At 30.1% G+C, this 21,516-nt stretch carries 23 protein-coding genes; 13 read left to right on the plus strand and 10 right to left on the minus strand.

Going from position 1 to position 21,516, the window contains the following annotated elements:
• Positions 1–84: 84 nt before the first annotated feature.
• The 4 genes from GWR14_RS21185 to epsC form a co-directional block, all read right to left on the minus strand.
• The gene (locus GWR14_RS21185) at positions 85–483 is read right to left on the minus strand and encodes a hypothetical protein (protein ID WP_163411145.1); all 399 of its coding nucleotides are present in this window, start codon (positions 481–483) and stop codon (positions 85–87) included.
• Positions 484–628: 145 nt separating this feature from the next.
• Complete coding sequence (locus tag GWR14_RS21190; RefSeq protein WP_163411146.1) at positions 629–1,615, minus strand: aldo/keto reductase; 987 nt, start codon at positions 1,613–1,615, stop codon at positions 629–631.
• 113 nt (positions 1,616–1,728) lie between these two features.
• Complete coding sequence (gene cysM, locus GWR14_RS21195; RefSeq protein ID WP_163411147.1) at positions 1,729–2,616, minus strand: cysteine synthase CysM; 888 nt, start codon at positions 2,614–2,616, stop codon at positions 1,729–1,731.
• Between the two features lies 1 nt (position 2,617).
• Complete coding sequence (epsC, locus tag GWR14_RS21200) at positions 2,618–3,409, minus strand: serine O-acetyltransferase EpsC (protein ID WP_163411148.1); 792 nt, start codon at positions 3,407–3,409, stop codon at positions 2,618–2,620.
• 191 nt (positions 3,410–3,600) lie between these two features.
• Here epsC and GWR14_RS21205 point away from each other — a divergent pair, with 191 nt between their 5' ends.
• Complete coding sequence (locus GWR14_RS21205) at positions 3,601–4,302, plus strand: DUF1003 domain-containing protein (protein ID WP_163411149.1); 702 nt, start codon at positions 3,601–3,603, stop codon at positions 4,300–4,302.
• A 3-nt stretch (positions 4,303–4,305) separates the two neighbouring features.
• Here the strand turns inward: GWR14_RS21205 and GWR14_RS21210 are convergent, their stop codons facing one another.
• Positions 4,306–4,572: a DUF2752 domain-containing protein gene (locus GWR14_RS21210; RefSeq protein WP_246236364.1), complete on the minus strand. Its 267-nt coding sequence runs from the start codon at positions 4,570–4,572 to the stop codon at positions 4,306–4,308.
• A gap of 142 nt (positions 4,573–4,714) precedes the next feature.
• On the opposite strand from GWR14_RS21210, the gene GWR14_RS21215 reads away from it, so the two are divergent.
• On the plus strand, positions 4,715–4,876 hold the full coding sequence (locus GWR14_RS21215; protein ID WP_394367940.1) for a hypothetical protein: 162 nt from the start codon (positions 4,715–4,717) through the stop codon (positions 4,874–4,876).
• Complete coding sequence (locus GWR14_RS21220) at positions 4,866–5,414, plus strand: Smr/MutS family protein (RefSeq protein ID WP_163411152.1); 549 nt, start codon at positions 4,866–4,868, stop codon at positions 5,412–5,414. The genes GWR14_RS21215 and GWR14_RS21220 overlap by 11 nt, the downstream gene beginning before the upstream one ends.
• Before the next feature lie 124 nt (positions 5,415–5,538).
• Here the strand turns inward: GWR14_RS21220 and GWR14_RS21225 are convergent, their stop codons facing one another.
• Positions 5,539–6,480, minus strand: coding sequence for a hypothetical protein (locus GWR14_RS21225; protein ID WP_163411153.1), 942 nt, complete (start codon positions 6,478–6,480; stop codon positions 5,539–5,541).
• An 80-nt stretch (positions 6,481–6,560) separates the two neighbouring features.
• Between GWR14_RS21225 and GWR14_RS21230 the strand changes: the two genes are divergently transcribed.
• Positions 6,561–7,685 carry a cysteine desulfurase family protein gene (locus GWR14_RS21230; RefSeq protein ID WP_163411154.1) on the plus strand — a complete coding sequence of 375 codons (1,125 nt, stop codon included), beginning with the start codon at positions 6,561–6,563 and terminating at the stop codon, positions 7,683–7,685.
• A gap of 16 nt (positions 7,686–7,701) precedes the next feature.
• Here GWR14_RS21230 and GWR14_RS21235 read toward each other — a convergent pair whose 3' ends face one another.
• Positions 7,702–8,271 (minus strand): L-threonylcarbamoyladenylate synthase, encoded by a 570-nt coding sequence (locus GWR14_RS21235; RefSeq protein WP_163411155.1) that lies wholly within the window; start codon positions 8,269–8,271, stop codon positions 7,702–7,704.
• Between the two features lie 257 nt (positions 8,272–8,528).
• On the opposite strand from GWR14_RS21235, the gene GWR14_RS21240 reads away from it, so the two are divergent.
• Positions 8,529–9,656 carry a glycosyltransferase family 4 protein gene (locus GWR14_RS21240; RefSeq protein WP_163411156.1) on the plus strand — a complete coding sequence of 376 codons (1,128 nt, stop codon included), beginning with the start codon at positions 8,529–8,531 and terminating at the stop codon, positions 9,654–9,656.
• Positions 9,646–10,536, plus strand: a complete 891-nt coding sequence (locus GWR14_RS21245; RefSeq protein WP_163411157.1) for an ATP-grasp fold amidoligase family protein — start codon at positions 9,646–9,648, stop codon at positions 10,534–10,536. Before GWR14_RS21240 ends, GWR14_RS21245 begins: the two co-directional genes overlap by 11 nt.
• Here GWR14_RS21245 and GWR14_RS21250 read toward each other — a convergent pair.
• Both GWR14_RS21250 and GWR14_RS21255 read right to left on the minus strand, forming a co-directional pair.
• Positions 10,516–11,244: a 7-cyano-7-deazaguanine synthase gene (locus GWR14_RS21250; protein ID WP_163411158.1), complete on the minus strand. Its 729-nt coding sequence runs from the start codon at positions 11,242–11,244 to the stop codon at positions 10,516–10,518. The genes GWR14_RS21245 and GWR14_RS21250 overlap by 21 nt on opposite strands.
• A 138-nt stretch (positions 11,245–11,382) precedes the next feature.
• The gene (locus GWR14_RS21255) at positions 11,383–12,087 is read right to left on the minus strand and encodes an adenine nucleotide alpha hydrolase family protein (protein WP_163411159.1); all 705 of its coding nucleotides are present in this window, start codon (positions 12,085–12,087) and stop codon (positions 11,383–11,385) included.
• Between the two features lie 288 nt (positions 12,088–12,375).
• Here GWR14_RS21255 and GWR14_RS21260 point away from each other — a divergent pair, with 288 nt between their 5' ends.
• From GWR14_RS21260 to GWR14_RS21290, 7 genes are all read left to right on the plus strand, one after another.
• Positions 12,376–14,208 carry an ABC transporter ATP-binding protein gene (locus tag GWR14_RS21260; RefSeq protein ID WP_163411160.1) on the plus strand — a complete coding sequence of 611 codons (1,833 nt, stop codon included), beginning with the start codon at positions 12,376–12,378 and terminating at the stop codon, positions 14,206–14,208.
• Positions 14,209–14,233: 25 nt separating this feature from the next.
• Positions 14,234–15,370, plus strand: coding sequence for a glycosyltransferase (locus GWR14_RS21265; RefSeq protein WP_163411161.1), 1,137 nt, complete (start codon positions 14,234–14,236; stop codon positions 15,368–15,370).
• 75 nt (positions 15,371–15,445) lie between these two features.
• Positions 15,446–16,330 (plus strand): glycosyltransferase family 2 protein, encoded by an 885-nt coding sequence (locus tag GWR14_RS21270; protein ID WP_163411162.1) that lies wholly within the window; start codon positions 15,446–15,448, stop codon positions 16,328–16,330.
• Between the two features lie 75 nt (positions 16,331–16,405).
• Entirely contained in the window at positions 16,406–17,536 is a 1,131-nt protein-coding gene (locus GWR14_RS21275; protein ID WP_246236363.1) for a glycosyltransferase family 4 protein, read from the plus strand.
• Entirely contained in the window at positions 17,529–18,353 is an 825-nt protein-coding gene (locus GWR14_RS21280; protein ID WP_163411163.1) for a glycosyltransferase family 2 protein, read from the plus strand. The genes GWR14_RS21275 and GWR14_RS21280 overlap by 8 nt, the downstream gene beginning before the upstream one ends.
• A gap of 62 nt (positions 18,354–18,415) precedes the next feature.
• Positions 18,416–19,228 carry a glycosyltransferase family 2 protein gene (locus GWR14_RS21285; RefSeq protein ID WP_163411164.1) on the plus strand — a complete coding sequence of 271 codons (813 nt, stop codon included), beginning with the start codon at positions 18,416–18,418 and terminating at the stop codon, positions 19,226–19,228.
• 340 nt (positions 19,229–19,568) lie between these two features.
• Complete coding sequence (locus tag GWR14_RS21290) at positions 19,569–20,474, plus strand: hypothetical protein (RefSeq protein WP_163411165.1); 906 nt, start codon at positions 19,569–19,571, stop codon at positions 20,472–20,474.
• A 92-nt stretch (positions 20,475–20,566) separates the two neighbouring features.
• Here GWR14_RS21290 and GWR14_RS21295 read toward each other — a convergent pair whose 3' ends face one another.
• On the minus strand, positions 20,567–21,409 hold the full coding sequence (locus tag GWR14_RS21295) for a glycosyltransferase (RefSeq protein ID WP_163411166.1): 843 nt from the start codon (positions 21,407–21,409) through the stop codon (positions 20,567–20,569).
• Between the last annotated feature and the right edge of the window lie 107 nt (positions 21,410–21,516).

Here is a 21,516-nt window from a genome sequence, read left to right on the forward strand (position 1 = left end):
GGTAAAGAAAGGTTCTAAGGTACTAAGTTTTTTCAAGTTTTAAATGTCAAATTGCTCAATACCTTAGAATCAGTAAACTTTTAATTATTTTGGTATAGAAGAAAACAATTTAGGCTTTCCTTCGACGCATTTAATTCCAGCAGGAGGTAACATGAGGTCGCAGGCAGCGTCTATTTTCCATCTTTTATTATAGGCAGCCTGTGCTTTTAGGTACTGGTCTACTTTGGCAAGAAATTTAACCTTATCTATTTTTTTAGAATATATTATAAAGTCATTGGTTCCGCCACAGGCACTGGAGTTAATTGATGTAAAATCCCATTCTTCAGGGTTTGTACAGGTTTGAGAAGTAGACAATGAAAGTGTAACAATCTCCTGATGCATTTTTTCTAATTTTTGGGCATCTTCTTTTTGAGTGTCTTCGTCATTACTGCAGGAAACAGCACCAAAACAAATAATGAATACAATAAAACTTAATTTTTTCATGGTAAATGATTTTAGGTTAGTTTTATTGATAAGACGTGTTGATTGTGAAAGGGTTGCGTAATTATAAAAAAAGTTTCTAAGATTTTAAATTTTAATCTTAGAAACTCAGTATTTTGAAATTCAGTACTTCAGGAGAAGTAAATAATTACCACAACTGATGTACAGAGGGTTTTATATATTCTTCGTAAATTTTATTCATGGCTGCAATTTTTTCTGAAGATAATTTAGGTAAATCATAAACCGATAAATTAGATAGTACATGGCTTTCTTTAGAAGCTCCTGGAATGATGCAGCTAATATCTTCAAAACTCAGGATCCATTGTAGAGCATAAGGTGAAAGATTAGAAGCTTCAGGAAATAATGCTTTTAATTCTTCAACAGCTTTTAGGCCTAATTCGTAATCAATACCAGAGAAAGTTTCTCCTTTGTCAAAAGCATGACCGTTTCTGTTGAAATTTCTGTGGTCTTGTGGTTCAAAAGTTGTTTTTGCATCAAACTTACCGGTTAAAAGCCCGCTTGCTAAAGGAACTCTTGCAATGATACCAATATCTTTTTTTCTTGCTTCAGAAAAAAACAATTGTGAAGGACGCTGACGAAATAAATTAAAAATAATCTGAACCGTTGTAACATTTGAATATTCGATTGCTTTTAAGGCTTCTTCGACTTTTTCTACACTAACGCCAAGATTTAAAATTTTCCCCTGTTCTTTCAGACGATCAAATAGTTCAAAAATTTCAGGACGATAAAAAACTTCAGTAGGAGGACAGTGTAATTGAATTAAGTCAAGAGTTTCTAATCCCAATCTTTTTAAGCTGTCTTCAACATACTTCTGAAGCACTTTTGGCTGATAGCCTTCATTAACATGCGGATTGATATGGCGTCCGCATTTTGTAGCGACATAAATTCGCTCAGATCTCGAACGAATAACTCTTCCAACAGCAGTTTCACTTAAACCATTTTCATAAACATCTGCGGTGTCAATAAAGTTGACTCCATTATCGATGGCTGTATTTAAAAGTTCATCTGCAGTTTTATTGTCAAAAGCTGATCCCCATTTTCCACCAACCTGCCAGGTTCCCAGTGAAATTTCAGATATATTAAAATTTGTTTTGCCTAATTTACGGTAATTCATTTTGTTTCTTTAAAGGTTTTAGATAAGTAAAGCTTCTGAGTCACTAAGATATTTATAAGTCAAGTAAAAAAGCTTAGAATTTTACCAGCTAAGAATCTTAGTGTTTTTGTTTTTTAATCAAATAAGTCAGAAGATAAATAACGGTCACCGCGATCACAAATAATCGCTACAATCACACCTGATTCTAACTGTTCTGCGATTTTCAGGGCTACTGCTACAGAACCTCCACTGCTCATTCCTGCAAAGACACCTTCTTCAAGTGCTAATCTTTTAGTCATTTCCCTTGCTTCTTCTTCGCTTACATCAATAACGGTATCTACTTTTGAAGCATCAAAAATCTTTGGTAAATATTCCTGAGGCCATTTGCGAATTCCCGGAATCTGAGACCCATCGCTAGGCTGAGCTCCTATAATCTGAATATTTGGATTTTTTTCTTTTAAGTAAGATGAGGTACCAATGATGGTTCCGGTAGTCCCCATTGCTGATACGAAATGGGTTACAGTTCCTTCGGTATCTTCCCAGATTTCAGGCCCTGTGGTTTTGTAATGTGCTTTCCAGTTGTCATCATTTGCAAACTGATTTAGCATTACGTAACCTCCTTCAGCTACTTTTTTGTCAGCGTAATCACGTGAACCGATGATTCCTTCACTGGCAGGTGTCAAAATAACGGTTGCGCCATAAGCACGCATGGTTTGTGTGCGTTCTTTTGTAGAATCTTCAGGAAGTACCAGTTCAATTTCAACCTGAAATAATTGAGCAATCATGGCCAGAGCAATTCCTGTATTGCCGCTCGTTGCTTCAATTAATTTATCACCTTTTTTTATATCGCCTCTTTCCAGAGCGGATGCAATCATGTTATAAGCGGCTCTGTCTTTTACACTTCCCCCCGGATTGTTTCCTTCAAGTTTTAATAAAAGTTTTACGTTTTTATTTTTGACCAGATTGACAGTTTCCATCAATGGAGTGTTGCCAATCAGGTTGATTAATTTCTGTGGTTTCATTCTATTTTTTTTCTTTTATTTTGACTTCGGTTGTAGTGGTATTCAGGACGACAGAATCTGCCGGAATAGATTTGGTTACCCAGGCATTTCCTCCTACGATGCTGTTTTTGCCAATAACTGTTTCGCCTCCTAAAATAGTTGCATTTGCGTAAATACACACATTTTTTTCGACAGTAGGATGTCGTTTGGCGTTTTTCATTTCTTTGCTCACACTTAAAGCGCCTAAAGTTACTCCCTGATAAATTTTGACATGTTTTTCGATAACAGCTGTTTCCCCAATAACAATTCCGGTGGCGTGATCAATAAAAAACGGAGAAGCAATATCGGCTCCGGCGTGAATATCAGTTCCTGTGATGCGATGTGCGTATTCACTCATCAATCTTGAAAATAATAATAAATCGAGTTTATACAATTCGTGGCTTAATCTGTAAATTGCAATTGCATAGAAGCCGGGATAGCCTAAATAAACTTCATCGATACTGTTTGAGGCAGGATCATTTTCTAAGATATATTCGGCATCCTGATTCAGTTTTTCTAAAACTTCAGGTAGTTTTTCCAGAAAAAGGTCCCACATTGATCCGCATAATTTTTCCGGCTTTTTGCAGGCAAGAACAGCAATTTCCTTAAAGCGAAATTCTAGTTCATAAATGCTTTGATCTAAAGCGGCATTTGAATCAAAAAGGGTGTAAAAAAGCTTTTCGGTAAACTCTTCTGTTTTGGTTTTAATACCGTAATTTATATTTGAATGGCTTTTTAAAGCTTTGATATTTTGTATGATGAGATCTTTTGACACAATCGTAAAATTGAATGGATAATTTGAAACGTTAAAAGTAAGGTGTTTTTTGTAAATAATAGGTATGAATTCTTTAAAGAATTTTTCAACTGAGCATTCTATTTGTGATAAATAAAAGAGTTTTTAAAAGCAGGTAATTTATGAGATTGCTAAGAAGTTAAATGTGTAAATTAGCAGAAAACATCGTAGTAATGAAAAATGTCCACACTTTTAAGAGTGCTGTCTCTAACCAGTCATTTCCGATAACAGAGAAAGTTTCGGCAAAATCCATACACGACCCTATTTTAGGGCTTATAATTAAAGATCATCCTTTGTTTTGTGATAGCGATTTTATTTCTTTTAGCGAATTAAATACCTATCGTCAAAAATATATTTCAAATTATTTATCTACCGAGATTGGTGCTCTTTCAGATCTTGAAAAGAGTGTTATTTCATCTTTAAAAGAAGATAAATCAATTGTAAGTATCGTTGAAGATGAAGATGAGACCAGAAATTTTGGTCAAAAAATAGCAGATAAAGTTGCTGATTTTGGCGGAAGCTGGACTTTTATTATTTCGTTTGTAATTTTTATTGTGCTTTGGATTGGTTCTAATGTTTACATTTTAATGAATAAAGGGTTTGATCCTTATCCTTTTATTCTACTGAATCTGATTTTGTCATGCATTGCAGCTTTGCAGGCTCCTGTAATTATGATGAGTCAGAATCGTCAGGAAGAAAAAGACCGGAACCGTGCCAAAAAAGATTATATGATTAATCTGAAATCAGAACTTGAAATCAGAATGATTCATGATAAAGTTGACCATTTGATTATGCATCAGCAACAGGAATTAATCGAGATTCAAAAAGTACAAATTGAAATGATGAATGATATTTTAAATCAAATTAAGAAGTGAAAACTACAAATAAAAATGTTTGTAATAATATCCGCCAATCATAAAAAAGCTATTTACGATAGCAAAAATCCATAATAAATTTTTGTGATTTTTGGATTTTTTAAAAAAGTAAAGCAGTCCGGAAAACAGAAAAAAAAGAGTAGTATAAATAGCCGGATACATTTTAAAAGCATCAAAAAAACGTCCTTCAAAAAGTAAGAATAAAGACCGCTGAAAACCACAGCCTAAGCACTCAAAACCAAACAGTGTTTTGAACAGACAGGGCAGCATGTATTTTTCTAATCCCACGGTTTTTCTTTATTACAATTTTACGAAATTATTGAATAAGCTTTAAATAGATAAGAGTACTATTTTAAAGTTTCTTATTTTTGATGTCTTATATAAAATTATGAAAACTTTTAAAATTTTAATAATGGCAGCCGCAATTTCGGTAGCCTTATACGAACAGGTTTCTGAAGAAAAAAATATCTATATAATGGTAGTTGCTATTGCTGTGTTTATGTTTGGAATGATGCAGCTGAGTGCAAAAACACCTAGTAAAAATCAGGAAAAAGAAGAAGAAGATGCTGAATAAAGGAGATAAGGTTTCGGTTTTGGACGAAGCTATAAACGGAACAGTAGTTTCGGTTAAAAATAATGAAGTTTTGATTGAAACCGAAGATGGATTTATGATGACATTTTTTGTCAATGAATTGATTAAAATTCAGGATTCCAGTAACTTAATGAATTCTATTAAAAGGGTTGATTTAGATTCTGTTTCAAAACAAAAAGAAGAGCCAAAACCAAGGAGTTTTGTGAAAGAAAAGAAAGATAAACGCGAAATTGGAGTTCCTGAATTTGATTTGCATATCGAAAAATTGATTCCAAATAAGCGTGGAATGTCAAATTATGATATTTTGACACTTCAAACTGAAACGGCAAAAAGGCATATTGAATTTGCCATTAAAAACCGCATTCCCAAGATCGTTTTTATTCATGGAGTTGGAGAAGGAATACTAAAAGCTGAACTTGATTTTTTATTGGGCAGATACGACGGAATAGATTTTCAGGATGCTAATTATCAAAAATACGGGCTTGGTGCTACCGAAGTTTATTTCAGGCAAAATAGATAGACCTGAATAATTTTAGATAAATAAAGTTAGGAGGGTATAAAAAATCGTCCTGTTTTAATATTGATTTTTTGTCAGATCAGTATAAAACAGGACGATAAAATTTGTAAGAAAATGAGTTTGAGTGCTAATTTGTAATTAATTCTCCATACAAAAAGCTGCTCCCTAAACTGAAACTTACATTTCCATTAGTTAATTCTACATTTTTAAATACAATAACATGTTTAAATGCAGTTCCTAATGTTGTTGTAGTTACTTCAATGACACCGCCATTTAAACCTTTCCAGGTTTCTTTAACAGCAGGAGTTGATGGGGTAGTAGTGTTACAGAAATAAGTATCAGTAATCAAGCCTTCATAAATTTTATAAGTGACTAGATTATTAGTTGAACTAATTAATCCTGTTCTTGGCTGGCCTGCAGGTGTAGCTTCATTTACAATTAGACTAGATTCTATATTGTCTATTGTAAAAGATGTTGCATTTCCGGTATTATAATTATAAACTTGTTTAGAATCGGTGCATTGGTCTACAGCTTCTTTGAAGGTTAGATTTAAATCATCAGCATCGGTAACAAAAGTTCCAAAAACAAATGATGGTCCTATCTGATCACCCGCTGATTGAGAATAGGTAACATCTTCAAAAGAAATAATATGGCTATAACCTGATATTCTGGTGCTGTTTTCTGTTGTGTTAGTAGTATAAGTTGCAGTTGTGCTTATTTTGATTTTACCACTTATAGCATACAATTCATTGGTTACATTTGGAGTTGAAGGTCTGATAGCATCACAAATATTAGCTGTTGCAACTGTTCCATTATAAGTTCTGTAAACTAACTTAAAAGTACTATTGTTAATGTCGAATTCCTGATCTCCAACTTCATTTATAAGAGTCTCTTCAGGCATTTGCAGCAATAAGCTTTCCTGATTCTTTAATTTATAAAGTAATTCGTAAGTATCTGTGCAATTTTGGATACTTACGTCAGTAAAATCAAAAATTTCAGGGGTTAAATCACCATCGTCGCATCCGTTTAGTAAAAGGGCGAATAAAAGCAGGCATGCATATTTTTTCATCGTAATTTTATTTGCGTCAAAAATAGTGAAAATTTTTGCAAATGATATTTAGACAATCGATATTTCATAACTTTGCGATAATGAAAAAAGTATACCTCGATAACGCTTCTACAACAGCCATGAGACCTGAAGTTATTCAGGAAATGATAAAAACAATGACCGATGATTTTGGAAATCCGTCGTCAACACATAGTTTTGGGAGAAACGCAAAAACTATTATTGAACTTTCCAGAAAAAATATAGCTAAATATTTGAATTGCTCTGCTCAGGAAATTATTTTCCTTTCGGGAGGGACTGAAGCAAATAACTGGATTCTCCGTTCTGCTGTTGAAGATTTGAAAGTAGAACGAATTATTACTTCCAAAACAGAGCATCATGCCGTTTTGTATACAGTTTTAGCTTTACAGTCAGATTATAATACACAGGTAGATTATGTTAAAATCAATTCTGATGGAAGTATCGATTTGACGCATTTGTCTAATTTACTGTCTGATGAAAAAAAGACACTGGTAAGTCTGATGCATGTAAATAATGAAACGGGAACAATTCTGGATATAGAACGGGTTGGAGTTATTTGTAAACAATATAATGCGCTGTTTCACTCGGATACAGTGCAGTCTGTGGGTAAAACTGAAATTGATCTGCAAAAAATATCTCCTGATTTTATCGTTGCAAGTGCTCATAAATTTCATGGGCCTAAAGGAATTGGTTTTGCTTTTGTTCGAAAAAATTCAGGTCTGCAGCCTTTACTTTTTGGAGGAGAACAGGAAAAAGGACTACGTGCCGGAACTGAAGCTGTTCATCAAATTGCCGGAATGGCAAAAGCTTTGAGTCTTTCGTATGAAAATTTAGAAATAGAAAGAGAATATATTTTCGAGTTAAAAAATTATCTGATAAAACAACTTGGAATTCATTTTCCCGATTTTAGAATTGCAGGTAAAAAGGACGATTTCTATAATATTATCAATATTATTTTACCTTTTTCAGAGGATAAAACTTCGATGCTGCTGTTTAGTTTAGATATGAAAGGCATTGCAGTTTCCAGAGGAAGTGCTTGTCAGTCAGGAAGTATAAAACCTTCGCATGTGTTGAAAGAAATGTTATCGGAGACCGATTTGAAATTACCGAATCTCCGAATTTCATTTAGTCATTACAATAATCAGGAAGATATTGACTGGCTGATTGAGAGTTTGAAAACAATCTAAGTTTTTCAATTAAAACTTATTTTCGTATTACTTTAACCTGTGAGTCATTTGTCAGTTTTATAATTGTAGATGGCTTTCCTGCAATTTTATCATGGTATAAGTTTACGACATAATCAACTCCTTTGACAATTTCAGGATTTATATCTTTAAAAGCTAATGGTGTAGGCTGTCCTGAAATATTAGCAGAGGTAGAGACCAATGGTTTTTTCATTCTTTCTAACAATTTAAAACAAAAAGGCTCTTTTACTAAACGTATAGCTAATGAATTATCTGCAGCAACGATATTTGGAGCAACATTGCGTGGTTCATCTAATATTAAAGTTGTTGGCTTTTCAGATAAATCAAGAATTTGCCAGGCTACTTCTGGAATGTTTTTAAAAACGTTGTACATCATTTTTTCGCCATTCATCAATACAATCATACTTTGTGTTTCGGCACGTTGTTTCAGTTTGTATATTTTGGAAACTGCTTCAGGATTTGTAGCATCGCAGCCAATCCCCCAAACTGTATCCGTAGGATAAAGAATGATGCCGCCTTCTTTGATTACTTCAAAAGCTTTATGTACTTCTTCGTTAAGATTTTCCATTTTTATATTTGAATTGAATATATTAAAGTGCAAAGAAACGAATAAAAAAAGTGAAATTCCAGTACTTTACTTTGCCCCAAAATAATTTATAAACATAACATTTTAATTAACTATAATCTTTTAGGTTTGTAGTTCTATTGTACTATATTTGCTCTTAATAAAAACTTAATTTAGTGTTTAATGATTGTTAAAATTTGTTAAACACAGCAGAGATCGATTTTTTATAACAGATAATATTTACAGCTTAAAAAAATAAAATGAGGTTAATACAGGTTACTGTTTCAAGAGGCTGGAGAGGGCATGAACAAAAAATCATCTATTTATATGAGGCATTTAAAGAGTATGGATATGTAGAAGACCAATGGATTATTTGTCCGGATGACTCTGAAACTTTTAAAATTGCAACCCAAAAAGGAATGAATGTTATTCCATTAAATAATAAATCAGAATACGATTTAAAATATGCCAAAAGGTTTTCAAAAATTACAAAGGAACTGAATGCCGATTTGGTGTTTATACATAATAGCCATTCCCATACACTCATGGTTTTATCTAAGTTGTTGTTCGGACTGAAACAACCATTAGTTTTGTGCAGGACTTTGATAAAAAGGGTTGATACAAATTTTTTTAGAAAATGGAAATATGATTATAGCGGAATAGAAAAAATCATATGTGTTTCTTATCCTGTTGTTGATATTTTAAAACCAGTTATAAAAGATCATAGTAAATTATGTGTAGTAGGATGTGTAACGGATGTGCACAAATTTACGAAAACACAAAAGACAGGTATTTTGCACAAACAGTTTAATATTCCGGCAGATTATAAAATTATAGGTAATATAGCTGCTTTTGTTGATTTCAAAGATCATATTACCTGGGTAAATACAGTTGCAGAACTTGTAAAAAGAGGTGTTAAAGCCAAATATATTTTGATTGGAAAAGGGCCTCTGGAGCAACAGGTAAGACAACAAATTTCGGATTTAGGCTTAGAAAACGAAATTATTATAGCAGGTTTTAGAAAAGATATTCCTGAAATTTTACCGGAGTTAGACTTGTTATTGTTTACTTCAAACAGCGAACCATTAGGTGGTGTTATTCTTGAATCGTATGCGTGCAAAGTACCTGTTGTAGCAGGAAATGCCGGGGGTGTACCAGAAGTTGTTATTGATAATCATACAGGCTTGCTGGCAGAAGTTGGAAATGCATTGTCTTTTGCCGATAAAGCAGAACAAATGCTGAACGATACAGTATTGCAGGAGAATTGTGTAGAAAATGGACGAAAATTTCTAATGGAGAATTGCACAAAAGAAGTTGTTTCAAAAAAAATGATCAACGAACTAAATGAAGTTTTACAAAAAAATAGAAGTATTAAAATTGGAATTTAAATTAAACAACTTTGTATATAGAAAGTATAATCAGACAAGAGCTATTTTATTAAGTAAATACTCCAGTGATGATGCAAAAGTGACAAAAGCAAAATATTATTGCAAAAACAAAAGAATATTGAATTTGGATAATCCTCAGGAGTTTATGGAAAAAATTCAATGGCTGAAGTTGTACCATTATAAAGAGGGATATGGTCAGTATGTGGATAAATTTGAGGTACGCTCTTTTGTTGAAACAAAAATTGGAAAGAAATATTTGAATGATATAATAGGAGTTTATGATACTGTTGAAGAAATTGATTTTGAAAAACTACCGAAGCAATATGCTATAAAAGGAACCCACGGTTCAGGATATAACCTTATTGTAAAAGATACCTCTTCGATTAATAATACAGATGATAAAAATAAGTTAAAGTCTTTTTTGAGCAGTAATTATTACGATAAATACAGAGAGGCAATTTATAAAGATGTTAAACCCAGACTTTTAATTGAAAAATATATTTCAAATTTTGATGAAGGTTTAATTGATTATAAATTTTATTGTTTCCACGGTCAGCCAAAATATATTCTTGTAAAAAAACTTGAAGACGGAAAACAAAAAAAATGTTTTTATGATTTGAACTGGAAAAAAATCACTTCTAATGAAAATGATATAAATAGGCTTGAATCTGAAATAGAAAAGCCGGCAAATTTTAACGAAATGCTAAAAGTTGCCAGCGTTTTATCTGATCAGTTTATTTTTGTCAGGGTAGATTTATATTCGATAGAAGATAAAGTTTTATTTGGTGAACTTACTTTTTTTCCAACAGGTGGTCACAATAGGTTTCCGATAGATTATTTAAATCTTGAAATGGGGAAATTAATTAAACTTCCTGTTTAGTTTTTTTCCTGATACATAAATTTTAAAATATCCTTTCATTCTGTTGACAAACGGAATCCTAAAGCCCATTTGCTTTTTTATTACATTTACACAGGGAGTACATTTGCCACAGGCTTTATTTTTACGTGGTTTATGACAGAACCAGGTTAAATACATAATATTTTCCCAGTTGTTTTTTATTGCAATATCCAACATGTCTCTTTTAGAGAGCGTAACGACTGGGAAAGAAAAATGTTTAAATACGGGAGCAATTTTATTATATTTTTCCTGATTTACCGGGTTGTTAAGATCTGCTTTTATAAAATTTGTCATTAAAAAATATGTGAGTGAGTCAGTTCTTAGATTTTTATCATTACTGATTTCTATATTTTTTAAATTATGATTATGGCAAAATTGAGCCAGCCAGCTGTATTGTGGCCCTAGCCTTACAAGTGAATTGATATACTTTGAACTTTCTTCAATTTCTTTATTAATGGTTAGATCTTCCTCAGCATACCAAACAGGAAGTATGAGTTCATAAGCTTCGGGATGTAATTCTTTAATTTTTTCCAGAATTTTTTTAATCCCATCCAATTCAACCTCTAATGATCTTCGTGTTTTGTCAATGATATATATTGGTTGAACAGTTTCTTTTTCAACTAATATTATCTGTAAAAGTCTAAAAGTAGAATCCCATCCGCTGGTCCAGAGTAAATTATGAGTAGGCATTGTTATCGTAAAGTTATTTTATGAACAAAATTTTAAGGTGTAAATGTAATATTTAGAATTTGAAATTAAATCCTTAAAAATAGTGATTTGAATATTATTTGTTTGTTCTATAATGATTTGCATGAATTGTTTTTATAATCATTTTGAGAAGTAAATCTTAAAATATCCTTTTATTCTGTTTATTAAAGGAATTCTAAATCCCATTTTCTTTTTTATAACTGTAGTACAGGGAACACACTTTCCACAAGGTTTATTTCTTTTAGGTTTGTGGCAAAACCAGGTCAAAGACATTATATCTTCCCAATTATTTGCTTTAGCGATGATATTCATTTCCTGTTTTGATAAATTGACAACCGGAAAGGTGAAATATTTAAAAATAACATTTATGCAGTTGTATAGTTCTTTGTCTTTGGTATTACTGTAATCGGTTTCTATATAATTAGTTACTAAAAAATGTGTAAATGAATCCAGATTCGCATTTTTGTCTAAACACATTTCGATTTTTTTTAAATTATGATTACTACAAAACTGAGAAATCCAGTCATGTTGAGTACCCATTTTTGTTAGTGATTTTATATGCTGAGAACTTTTACCTATTTCTTTATCGATGGTAAGTTCTTCATCAACATACCAGACCGGAAGTATTCGTAAATAAGCTTCTGGATTTAATTCTTTGATTTTTTCCTGAATTCTTTTAATGCTATCAAGTTCTTTCTTTAAAGACCTTCTGGTTTTGTCAATTATATAAATGGGCTGAACAGTTTCTTTTTCAGTTAGAATTATTTGTAAAAGTCTAAAAGTAGAGTCCCATCCACTGGTCCAGAGTAAATTATGGGTAGGCATTTTAAAGTATAAATTAATAAAATAAATAGAAAATTGAAGCCGTAAATTTAATTCTTGCAATCTAAAAAAGAAACCTTCAAATTTATTTTTTTTGGGGTTTTATTTATGGTGTAATTGAGTAGTTGGTCGATTTGGTTTGATTATTGTGAAAAAGAACTGAGAATTTATAGACCTTGTTTTTTTGTAAGTTTATTCGTTTTTGGTTGTTAGTTTTGAAACTATTTTAGTTTTAACTTTGCAAAAAAATAACAGTATTAATTAATTTAGCCTTTATTTTAAAGTCATTCAATGAAAAATTTTAAACGTTTTTTAAAGTATTTAACACCTCACAAGAAAAATTTAATAATAAGTATCATCTTCAATGTTTTGTATGCGCTTTTTTCAGCTGTTTCAATGCTTTCCCTTTTTCCTTTAATGAAAGTATTATTTTCTGATGGAGAAAAAGTACATGTTAAACCAGTATACGAAGGATTTAAAAGTATCGATAAACGTTATTTGGAAGATTCTTTAAATTATTTTATTACACATAATACAGAAACGAAAGGAGCTTTAAATACATTGATATGGATGGTTGTATTTGTTTTGACAACCTTTTTATTGAAAAACCTTTTCAACTTTACTTCAATTGTATACATGACTTATTTGAATAATGGAATTTTGAAAGATTTGAGAAATGATGTATATCAAAAAGTAATTAGCCTGCCGGTTTCTTTTTTCTCCAATGAAAGAAAAGGAGATTTAATTTCAAGAATGACTTCCGATATTAATACAATAAAAAGTGCTTTCATGAGTATTTTAATGATGGTAAGCGAGCCCCTGACGATTATATTTACTTTGATATCAATGGTTTTAATAAGTTGGAAACTGACCATTTTTGTATTCCTTTTTCTTCCTGTTTCAGGGTTTTTAATATCAAGAATGAGTAAATCCATCAAAAGCCAATCGGGAGATATTTTTTCTCTTGAAGGGCATTTATTATCTGATATTGAAGAAACACTAGGCGGAATTAAAGTAATTAAAAATTTTACTTCAGAGAAATTCTTTATACGACGCTATTTCAATTCAACAGAATTTATCAACAATTTGAACAATAGAATAGGTGTCAGAATGAGTTTGGCGGGGCCTATGAGTGAGTTTTTAGGGATTTTTGTAATTTCTATTCTGCTGGTTTATGGTGGATCATTAGTGTTGATTGATGGTTCTATGAGTGGAAGTGCCTTTATTGCTTATATGGGATTGGCATATCAAATATTAACACCGGCAAAAGCTATAACAAAAGCAAATCAGGCTCTTATGGGAGGAAATGCAGCTTATGAGAGAGTTGCTTTTATTTTAGACGCAACCAATCCGTTAAAAGACAATCTTGATGCTAAAGAGATTACTGAATTTAAAAATGAAATTAAGTTTACCAATGTTTCGTTTAAATACGATTCTGAGTATGTTTTGAAAGATTTTAATCTGACAGTTCCAAAAGGAAAAAGAGTTGCATTAGTTGGAGAATCAGGAAGCGGAAAATCAACTTTGGCAAATTTGATTACCAGACTTTATGATGTTACTGAAGGAAGTATAACTTTTGACGGTGTTAATATCAAGGATGTTACTACAGATTCGCTAAGAAAGCAAATGGGAATTGTGGCACAGGATTCTATTTTATTTAATGATTCTATTGCAAATAATATTTCTCTAAGTATTGATAATCCAGATATGGATGCAATTGTAAGTGCTGCAAAAGTAGCTAATGCACATAATTTTATTTCACAATTTCCGGAGCAATATAACAGCCCGGTAGGTGATGGCGGAGGAATGCTGTCAGGTGGACAAAGACAGAGGGTGGCTATTGCAAGAGCAGTAATGAAAAATCCTCCAATCATGATTTTAGATGAAGCAACGTCAGCATTAGATACCGAATCTGAAAAATTAGTGCAGGTTGGATTGGAAAATATGATGGAGAACAGAACTTCAATCGTTATTGCACATCGTTTGTCAACGATCCAAAATGCTGATTTGATTGTGGTAATGAGTAAAGGAAGAATTGTAGAACAAGGAACTCATGAGGAACTGTTGAATATGAATGGGAATTATGCCAATTTAGTGAGTTTGCAGTCTTTGGAGGTGAATTAGAATGAATATTATTATAAACCAGTAAATGACAAAAGTACTTTATTTTTATACCGAAAACCCATTGTTTTTAACGCAGGGGAATAATGCACGCGCTATGGGATTATTAAAGTATTTTAAGAGTAAAGATATTTCTGTAGATTTTGTTGGAGATCCTTTATATATAAATAACTTACATTTTGAAGAATTAAAAAGTGAAAAACTTATTACGAATGGTTTTTTATTAAAGGGATTAAGCAGAAAGAAAAAGAAGATCCAAAAAATATTTAAAAAATTAGGTTTGTTGAAAATAGTTGAAACAACTAAAGTTTTAGATAGATTAAGAGCGAATCATAAAAAAAGTTTTGATGAAATTCTTAAAAATAATGAATACGATTATATTGTAATATCATATGTTTTTTGGTCAAGACTTATTGAAAATAATAAGTATATAAAAAATGCAAAATTAATTATTGATACACACGATTTTATTACGCCTCATTTTAAGAATCATAAGAAATTTGAATTAGGAAAGTATTTTGAAGAAGAGATTAGAAGTTTATCTTTTTTTGATAAAATTTTAGTTGTTTCAATTGAAGAGAAATATATTTTTGATCAGTTCTTAGATAAAGAAATACATCTAATTAGTCATCCGGAAGAACTTAAACAGAAATCAGAAAAAGAAGTTTACGATGTGGTTTATGTAGCTAGTAATAACGCACATAATGTGAAGTCTGTAAAATGGTTTTTTGAAAAAGTTTATCCATTATTGTCAAAGGATATTAAAATTTGTGTTGTTGGAAAAATAAATGATAATGTGCCAGCAGCTTTAGAAAATGTTCATAATATAAATTATGTGGATAATCTTGAGGATGTATATAGTATTTCTAAAATAGCTATTTGTCCAATGTTATCCGGTACAGGTGTTAAAATTAAAGTAATTGAAGCTTTATCTTATGGTTTGCCAATTGTATGTAATGAAAGAGGAGTTGATGGTTTGTTAAATAAGACTAATAATGGATGTTTAGTGACTAATGATGAAAAAATATTTGCTTCACATATTGAAAAATTGATTTCTGATAAAGAATTTTATAATTATCATTCAGTTTTAGCAAAAGAGTATTTTTTAAATAATCATGAAAAAAATAAAACATATGAGAAATTAGATAAAGTTTTTTTAAGTTGAAAAATTAAAAACATTTCGATATCATGTTGTTGGAGTAAATTACTTAAAATTAAAATATCAAACCGAATGTTGGTTATGAAAAAAATTACGATAATTACTGTTAATTACAATAATCGTGAAGGTTTACAAAAAACGATATACAGTATTTTAGCTCAAAAATTTCAAGACTTTGAATTTATTATTGTTGATGGAGGAAGTGAAGATGGTTCAAAACAAATAATAGAAAATTATAGTAGAGTTGATTATTGGGTTTCTGAAAAAGATTCAGGAATCTATAACGCAATGAATAAAGGTATTAAGGCAGCAACAGGCGACTATATAATTTTCATGAACAGTGGTGATTGTTTTTATTCTATAGATGTTTTAGATACTATAAAGAACGAATTTGATAATAATATTGATATATTGTACGGAAATGCTTTTTTTATAACTAAAAATAAAAGATTTGAAGTTGAATATCCAGATAAATTAAATTTTTCGTTTTTTTACACAAATTCATTGTGCCATCAGTCTACTTTTTATAAACGGGAAATTTTTTGGAATAATTTATATAATGAAGATTTGAAGATTGTTTCAGATTGGGAATTTAATATTAGAAATATATGCTTAAAAAACAAAAGTTATAAGCATATTAATGTAATTATTTGTGATTACTATTTAGATGGAGTTTCTCATCATCAAAAAGAATTCGATCATAACGAAAGGAAGATTGTACTGGAAAAACACTTTGCAGCCTTTATTGATGATTACGAAAAAACTATTGAAAAATTAGTAGAACATAATAAGCCATTGATAAAAGATCTTCAAAAAAACACTTCAGCTAATAATAAAGGATATGTAAGTGAGAAGAGATTAAATCAATTATTATTTATTAGTCAAAATAATAGGTTTTCTTATAAAATAATAAAAGCATTTATAACTATTTCTCTGTTTTTTACTTCCAAAAAGAGATTCTTTTAAACTTTTATAAACTAAAATAGAAAGATAATTTTATCCTTAGATTTTAGTGTTACATGTTTATAAAAAACATCATTTATGATTAAAATACTTATTGATCCCCAGATTTTTAATTTACAAACTTATGGCGGGATTTCCAGATATTATACTGAAATTTTTAAGCGTCTTAAAAAAAATAAAAAACTGTCCATTATACTTCCTATTGATAGCTCAAATAATGTTTATGTTGCCAATAGTGGGCTACTGTTAAAAGAAAAGAAATTAATTACGTATTTGATTAAAACTTTAAATGCTTTAGGGGTAAGTACTCGTTCGCTAAATAGAAAAATAAGCGAAAAAAAAACCAAAAGACCTTTGAGGGATAATAATTTTGAATTGTTTATACCTACTTATTATGACCCTTATTTTTTAGAGTTTATTAATGATAAACCTTTTGTTCTGACTGTTTATGATATGATTCATGAGTTATTCCCTCAATATTTTATAGAAGACCCATGGAATGTAACGGTTAACAAAAAAAGATTATTAGAAACAGCGACAAAAATTATCGCTGTTTCAAGAAATACTAAAAAAGACATAATTAAAATTTATCCTCACATAGATGAGTCTAAAATAGAAGTCATCTATCACGGAAATTCAATTCAGGTAAATGAAAATGTATCGGTAGATTTACCAGATAATTACATCTTATTTGTTGGTTCCAGGGATTATTACAAAAACTTTTATTTTTTAGCGGAAGCAATAAAAGATTTGTTGGCTAAGGATACTTCTTTAAAATTGATTTGTGCAGGGGGAGGCGAATTTAAAGAAGAAGAAATTGAGTTTTTAAAAAGAATAGGCATTCAGGAACAAGTAGAGCAAAAATATTTTGAAGAGGAACAGTTAGGCCTGTTTTATAAAAATGCCAGATGTTTTGTTTTTCCTTCAATGTATGAAGGTTTTGGAATACCGGTTTTAGAATCAATGGCTTGTGGTTGTCCAATTGTTTTAGCTAATAGCAGCTCTTTTCCTGAAGTAGCAGGTGAGGCCGGAATTTATTTTGATGTCTCGAATAAAGAAGATTTAATGAATAAGATTGTATTGGTACTAAATGATAAAAAACTGAGAGACGAACATGTTTTAAAAGGAATAGAGCAAGCGAAAAAATTTAATTGGGAAATTGCTGCTTCACAATGTTTGGAACTTTATAAAAAAGCAATAAATGGTTAAGCTAACAATCATTACCATAAATTATAATAATAATTTCGGATTGATTAAAACAATTGAAAGTATTATCAATCAAACCTGGACCGATTTTGAGTTTATTATTATTGATGGTGGAAGTACAGACGAAAGCCTACAAACTATAAAAAAATACGAGAGATATATTAGCTATTGGGTTTCAGAAAAGAATAAAGGAGTTTATGATGCCATGAACAAAGGGATTCAGTTAGCTAAAGGTACCTTTGTTAATTTCATGAATAGCGGTAATTATTTTTACAACAATACAGTTTTAGAAGAAATTCATCATAAATTTAAAAGCGATGTTGGGATTCTGTATGGTGATTCATTTTATTTTAATGAAGCTGGTTATGACAGAATAGAGAAAACACCTTCAAAATTAACATTTTCGCATTTTGTTAATTCAGGAATTAATCATCAGGCAAGCTTTATTAAACGTGATTTGTTTTTAAAACATTTTATGTATAACATCCAATACAAAATTTCTTCTGATTGGGAATTTTTTATTTATGCAATATGTAAAAAAAACGAACCATACGAATGTTTGCACAAAACGATTTGTTACTATGATTTCTCCGGAATTTCAGCAATTCCGGAAAATTTACATATATACCACCAGGAAAGAGAAACAATAATGAAAAAGCATTTTTCATCATTCTATGAAGATTTTGGATATTATAATACTGTAATTGACCGAAGAATTCGAAAGGTGTTAAGGATACAAAATAATAAAATATTGTGGAGTATTCTGAAGTTTTTTGTTTCAGTTTTTATTTTTATCCTGCCTAAAAGAAATAAAATTTAATCAGGTTTTTTATGTCCTCTATTTATTGTAAAAAACTTTTTAAAATAAAATTACCTTAAACGATGCCTCCAAAAATTTCCATAATTACAATAAATTATAATGACATAAAAGGTTTAGAAAAAACCATTAAAAGTATTATACACCAAACTCAAAACAATTATGAATTTATTGTTATTGATGGTGGCAGTACAGATGGCGGAAAAGAATTAATTGAAAGATATTCTGAAAAAATAGATTTTTGGGTTTCAGAACCTGATTCAGGAGTTTATAATGCAATGAACAAAGGTATAAAAGCTGCAACAGGTGATTTTATTATTTTTATGAATAGCGGAGATACTTTTTATGAAAATACTGTTTTGGAAAAAGTAAATCCTTTATTAGTGGACGACTTTGATATTTATTATGGTGATAATTATAAGGTGAAACAAAATTCTAAAAGAAAGAAAACATATCCTGAAAAATTGTCTTTTTCTTTTTTTTATAATAGCTGCATAAATCATCAGTCAACATTTATAAGAAGGCAGCTATTTTTTGATTATTTTTTATATAATGAAAAATTTAAAATAGTAGCAGATTGGGAGTTTTTTATCTATACTATTTGTGTAGAAAACAGGCCTTCTAAATATTTAAAAATGACTATTTGTAATTATGATTTTACCGGTATTTCGTCTAAAAAGGAAAATAAATCTATTGCTGACTCAGAAAAACAAATAGTTTTCGATAAGTATTTCCCTCTTTTCACAGAGGATTATAAATTAGTAAGTACAATCAAATCTAAGAGAATACAGCAAATTCTTTACATTAAAACATTCCCGACGATATGGAAATTATTTAAAGTGATTATTAATTTTTTAGCACTTCTGGCAAAAAAATAAATGTTATCATAATCAAAAAAATCTACAAAAAAATCTACAAAAAAATAGTATTATTTACGCAACCATTCAAAGAAATTAGGCTCTTATATACAAACAAGTGTTCTTTCAAATAGAAGCTTTGTTTTGAAGTGTTTGTTGTATAAATATTAATAATTTTGTTTAAAATCGATTAAATTATCAAGCAATTCCTATAAATATTAACAGATGAAGCACAACATAATTAACTAAAAACACGTTTAATTAATTATGCAGATTGCAGTTTGTCATTGTCAATTTTATAATTCAGAGTTGTGAAATAATTTTTTGATATTCTCAATTTGTTTATTAAAAAATAAATAATATGAAGAAAATTCACGTAGGTTTTCTGTTGTCATATGATTATGAAAAGCTAAAACTGTCAATTCCGCCTGTTTATAAAGCGGCAGATAAGATTTTTATTGCTGAAGATAGTAATAAGCTAACCTGGTCAGGAAATGAATTTGTTGTAGATAATTCTTTCTATGAATGGTTGAAAGAATTTGATGTTGATAATAAAATTGAGTTTTATAGAGATAATTTCTATATTCCGGAACTAACAGCAATTGAAAACGATACACGAGAACGTCATTTGCTTTCTTTGAAAATGGGTATTGGAAATTGGTTGATTCAGATAGACAGTGATGAATATTTTATTGATTTTGAGAGTTTTGTTTCAAATTTAAGAAAGTACGATCATTATCTCGATGAACCCGAAAAAAATAAAATTCAGTTTGCCTGTTTTTGGTTGATTATTTATAAGTATACAAAAGAAGGAACTCTTTTTGTTGACAAACCAATGAAGTCTGTTTTTGCTACTAATTATCCTAATTATAAATGTGCCAGACGAACCAACGAAAGGACAATTTATTTTGACAATTTAGTTTTGCATGAATCAATTGCCAGAACCGAAGAACAGCTTGTGTGTAAACTCAAGAATTGGGGACATAATAATGAAGTGAATGAAGATTTTCTTAAAAAATGGGTAACGGTAAATGAAACAAATTATAATCAATTTGAGGACTTTTATTATATAAATCCGAAAAGGTGGAGAAAACTGGATTATTTGCCTACCAGACGATTTGAAGATATAAAAAAGTATATAAATGTAAAATCTAACCTGCAAGTATCCAGAGAATATTTGTTATTGAAAAATTTTGGTCAATGGTTTAAGTTTTTTTGCAGAAAAAAAGCATTAGAATTTAATTTTATTACTGGTTTTTTCCATTAATCACTTTGTTTGAATTTGATATTGAAGTAACAAAAAAACCGGTATAATTTTATAGCCGGTTTTTTTATTGTAAATCAATGATATATCTGAACTTATTTTATTTTGTAGAGTCCAAGTGCTTTTTTTATTTTTTTGCTGGATAAAACCATTTTGACATACAGCATGTTTTTTAAACTCAAAAAATACCAGTCTTTATAGGGTATGATTTTTTGAGTTATTAAATTATCCAGTTCTTCAGAAACAATAAATTCATTTTTAACATCCTGCCATTTTACATTGTCATAACCATCAAATTCATTGACTTTGTTTTTTTCATGAATGATTGACATCCAAAGTCTTTTATCGGTTACCTGAATAATCCTGCTTTCTTTTTTCCATTGTGTGTGGTCGTTAAACCAGACTGTTTTTGGATTTTCATTTTTTTCAATAAGGCTTATAAAAGGATTGAAAACATGTTCTTTTTTACCTAAAATATAAGTTGGTTTTATTTGAAGTGAATATCCTTTGATAACATCTATTGCAAGGAAATTCTGAGAAGCAAATTTTTTCTGAATTTCATCTATAAAAAACCGGCTGATAACATCATCGTTATCAATTCGCGTAGAAATAAGGTAAGGCTTGTCGTTAGAGACAGCTTTTTGTATTTCAGGATAAAATTCATTCATTCCGTTAATAAAAAACAGTTTGATATTATTTGTATCCGAAGTCAAATCGATTATTTTGTTTTTATACTTTTCTGCAGTTGTAATATCTAAATAAATTAGCCATGTAAAATTTTTGTTGGTTTGTGCTTTAACAGATGGCAGGCAAAAATTTTCAAAGAGCCACATTCTGTCTTCCATCCATGCATCAGTCAGGAGTTCCTCGTTGTTTTTGGTTACATCCCAATTAGGATTTTTAAGATTAAATCGGGTGATGAGATAGTGTTCGAACATTTGTGAATTTTTATGAGATACTAAATAACTTTGTGTGTAAAATTAAATTAATTATTTGAAGGGTAAAATTCAAATCGCTACTTTTGTAAAAAACATAAAAAGGGATC

The sequence above is a fragment of the Flavobacterium ajazii genome, from assembly GCF_010614725.1.
Lineage (GTDB): Bacteria > Bacteroidota > Bacteroidia > Flavobacteriales > Flavobacteriaceae > Flavobacterium > Flavobacterium ajazii.

What these genes read in the sequence shown, in the direction of transcription:
- GWR14_RS21185 (WP_163411145.1), bottom strand. Translation starts at nt 483, where the DNA reads ATGAAAAAATTAAGTTTTATTGTATTCATTATTTGTTTTGGTGCTGTT.
- GWR14_RS21190 (WP_163411146.1), bottom strand. Translation starts at nt 1,615, where the DNA reads ATGAATTACCGTAAATTAGGCAAAACAAATTTTAATATATCTGAAATT.
- cysM (WP_163411147.1), bottom strand. Translation starts at nt 2,616, where the DNA reads ATGAAACCACAGAAATTAATCAACCTGATTGGCAACACTCCATTGATG.
- GWR14_RS21205 (WP_163411149.1), top strand. Translation starts at nt 3,601, where the DNA reads ATGAAAAATGTCCACACTTTTAAGAGTGCTGTCTCTAACCAGTCATTT.
- GWR14_RS21210 (WP_246236364.1), bottom strand. Translation starts at nt 4,572, where the DNA reads ATGCTGCCCTGTCTGTTCAAAACACTGTTTGGTTTTGAGTGCTTAGGC.
- GWR14_RS21215 (WP_394367940.1), top strand. Translation starts at nt 4,715, where the DNA reads ATGGCAGCCGCAATTTCGGTAGCCTTATACGAACAGGTTTCTGAAGAA.
- GWR14_RS21220 (WP_163411152.1), top strand. Translation starts at nt 4,866, where the DNA reads ATGCTGAATAAAGGAGATAAGGTTTCGGTTTTGGACGAAGCTATAAAC.
- GWR14_RS21225 (WP_163411153.1), bottom strand. Translation starts at nt 6,480, where the DNA reads ATGAAAAAATATGCATGCCTGCTTTTATTCGCCCTTTTACTAAACGGA.
- GWR14_RS21230 (WP_163411154.1), top strand. Translation starts at nt 6,561, where the DNA reads ATGAAAAAAGTATACCTCGATAACGCTTCTACAACAGCCATGAGACCT.
- GWR14_RS21235 (WP_163411155.1), bottom strand. Translation starts at nt 8,271, where the DNA reads ATGGAAAATCTTAACGAAGAAGTACATAAAGCTTTTGAAGTAATCAAA.
- GWR14_RS21240 (WP_163411156.1), top strand. Translation starts at nt 8,529, where the DNA reads ATGAGGTTAATACAGGTTACTGTTTCAAGAGGCTGGAGAGGGCATGAA.
- GWR14_RS21250 (WP_163411158.1), bottom strand. Translation starts at nt 11,244, where the DNA reads ATGCCTACTCATAATTTACTCTGGACCAGCGGATGGGATTCTACTTTT.
- GWR14_RS21255 (WP_163411159.1), bottom strand. Translation starts at nt 12,087, where the DNA reads ATGCCTACCCATAATTTACTCTGGACCAGTGGATGGGACTCTACTTTT.
- GWR14_RS21260 (WP_163411160.1), top strand. Translation starts at nt 12,376, where the DNA reads ATGAAAAATTTTAAACGTTTTTTAAAGTATTTAACACCTCACAAGAAA.
- GWR14_RS21265 (WP_163411161.1), top strand. Translation starts at nt 14,234, where the DNA reads ATGACAAAAGTACTTTATTTTTATACCGAAAACCCATTGTTTTTAACG.
- GWR14_RS21270 (WP_163411162.1), top strand. Translation starts at nt 15,446, where the DNA reads ATGAAAAAAATTACGATAATTACTGTTAATTACAATAATCGTGAAGGT.
- GWR14_RS21275 (WP_246236363.1), top strand. Translation starts at nt 16,406, where the DNA reads ATGATTAAAATACTTATTGATCCCCAGATTTTTAATTTACAAACTTAT.
- GWR14_RS21280 (WP_163411163.1), top strand. Translation starts at nt 17,529, where the DNA reads ATGGTTAAGCTAACAATCATTACCATAAATTATAATAATAATTTCGGA.
- GWR14_RS21285 (WP_163411164.1), top strand. Translation starts at nt 18,416, where the DNA reads ATGCCTCCAAAAATTTCCATAATTACAATAAATTATAATGACATAAAA.
- GWR14_RS21290 (WP_163411165.1), top strand. Translation starts at nt 19,569, where the DNA reads ATGAAGAAAATTCACGTAGGTTTTCTGTTGTCATATGATTATGAAAAG.
- GWR14_RS21295 (WP_163411166.1), bottom strand. Translation starts at nt 21,409, where the DNA reads ATGTTCGAACACTATCTCATCACCCGATTTAATCTTAAAAATCCTAAT.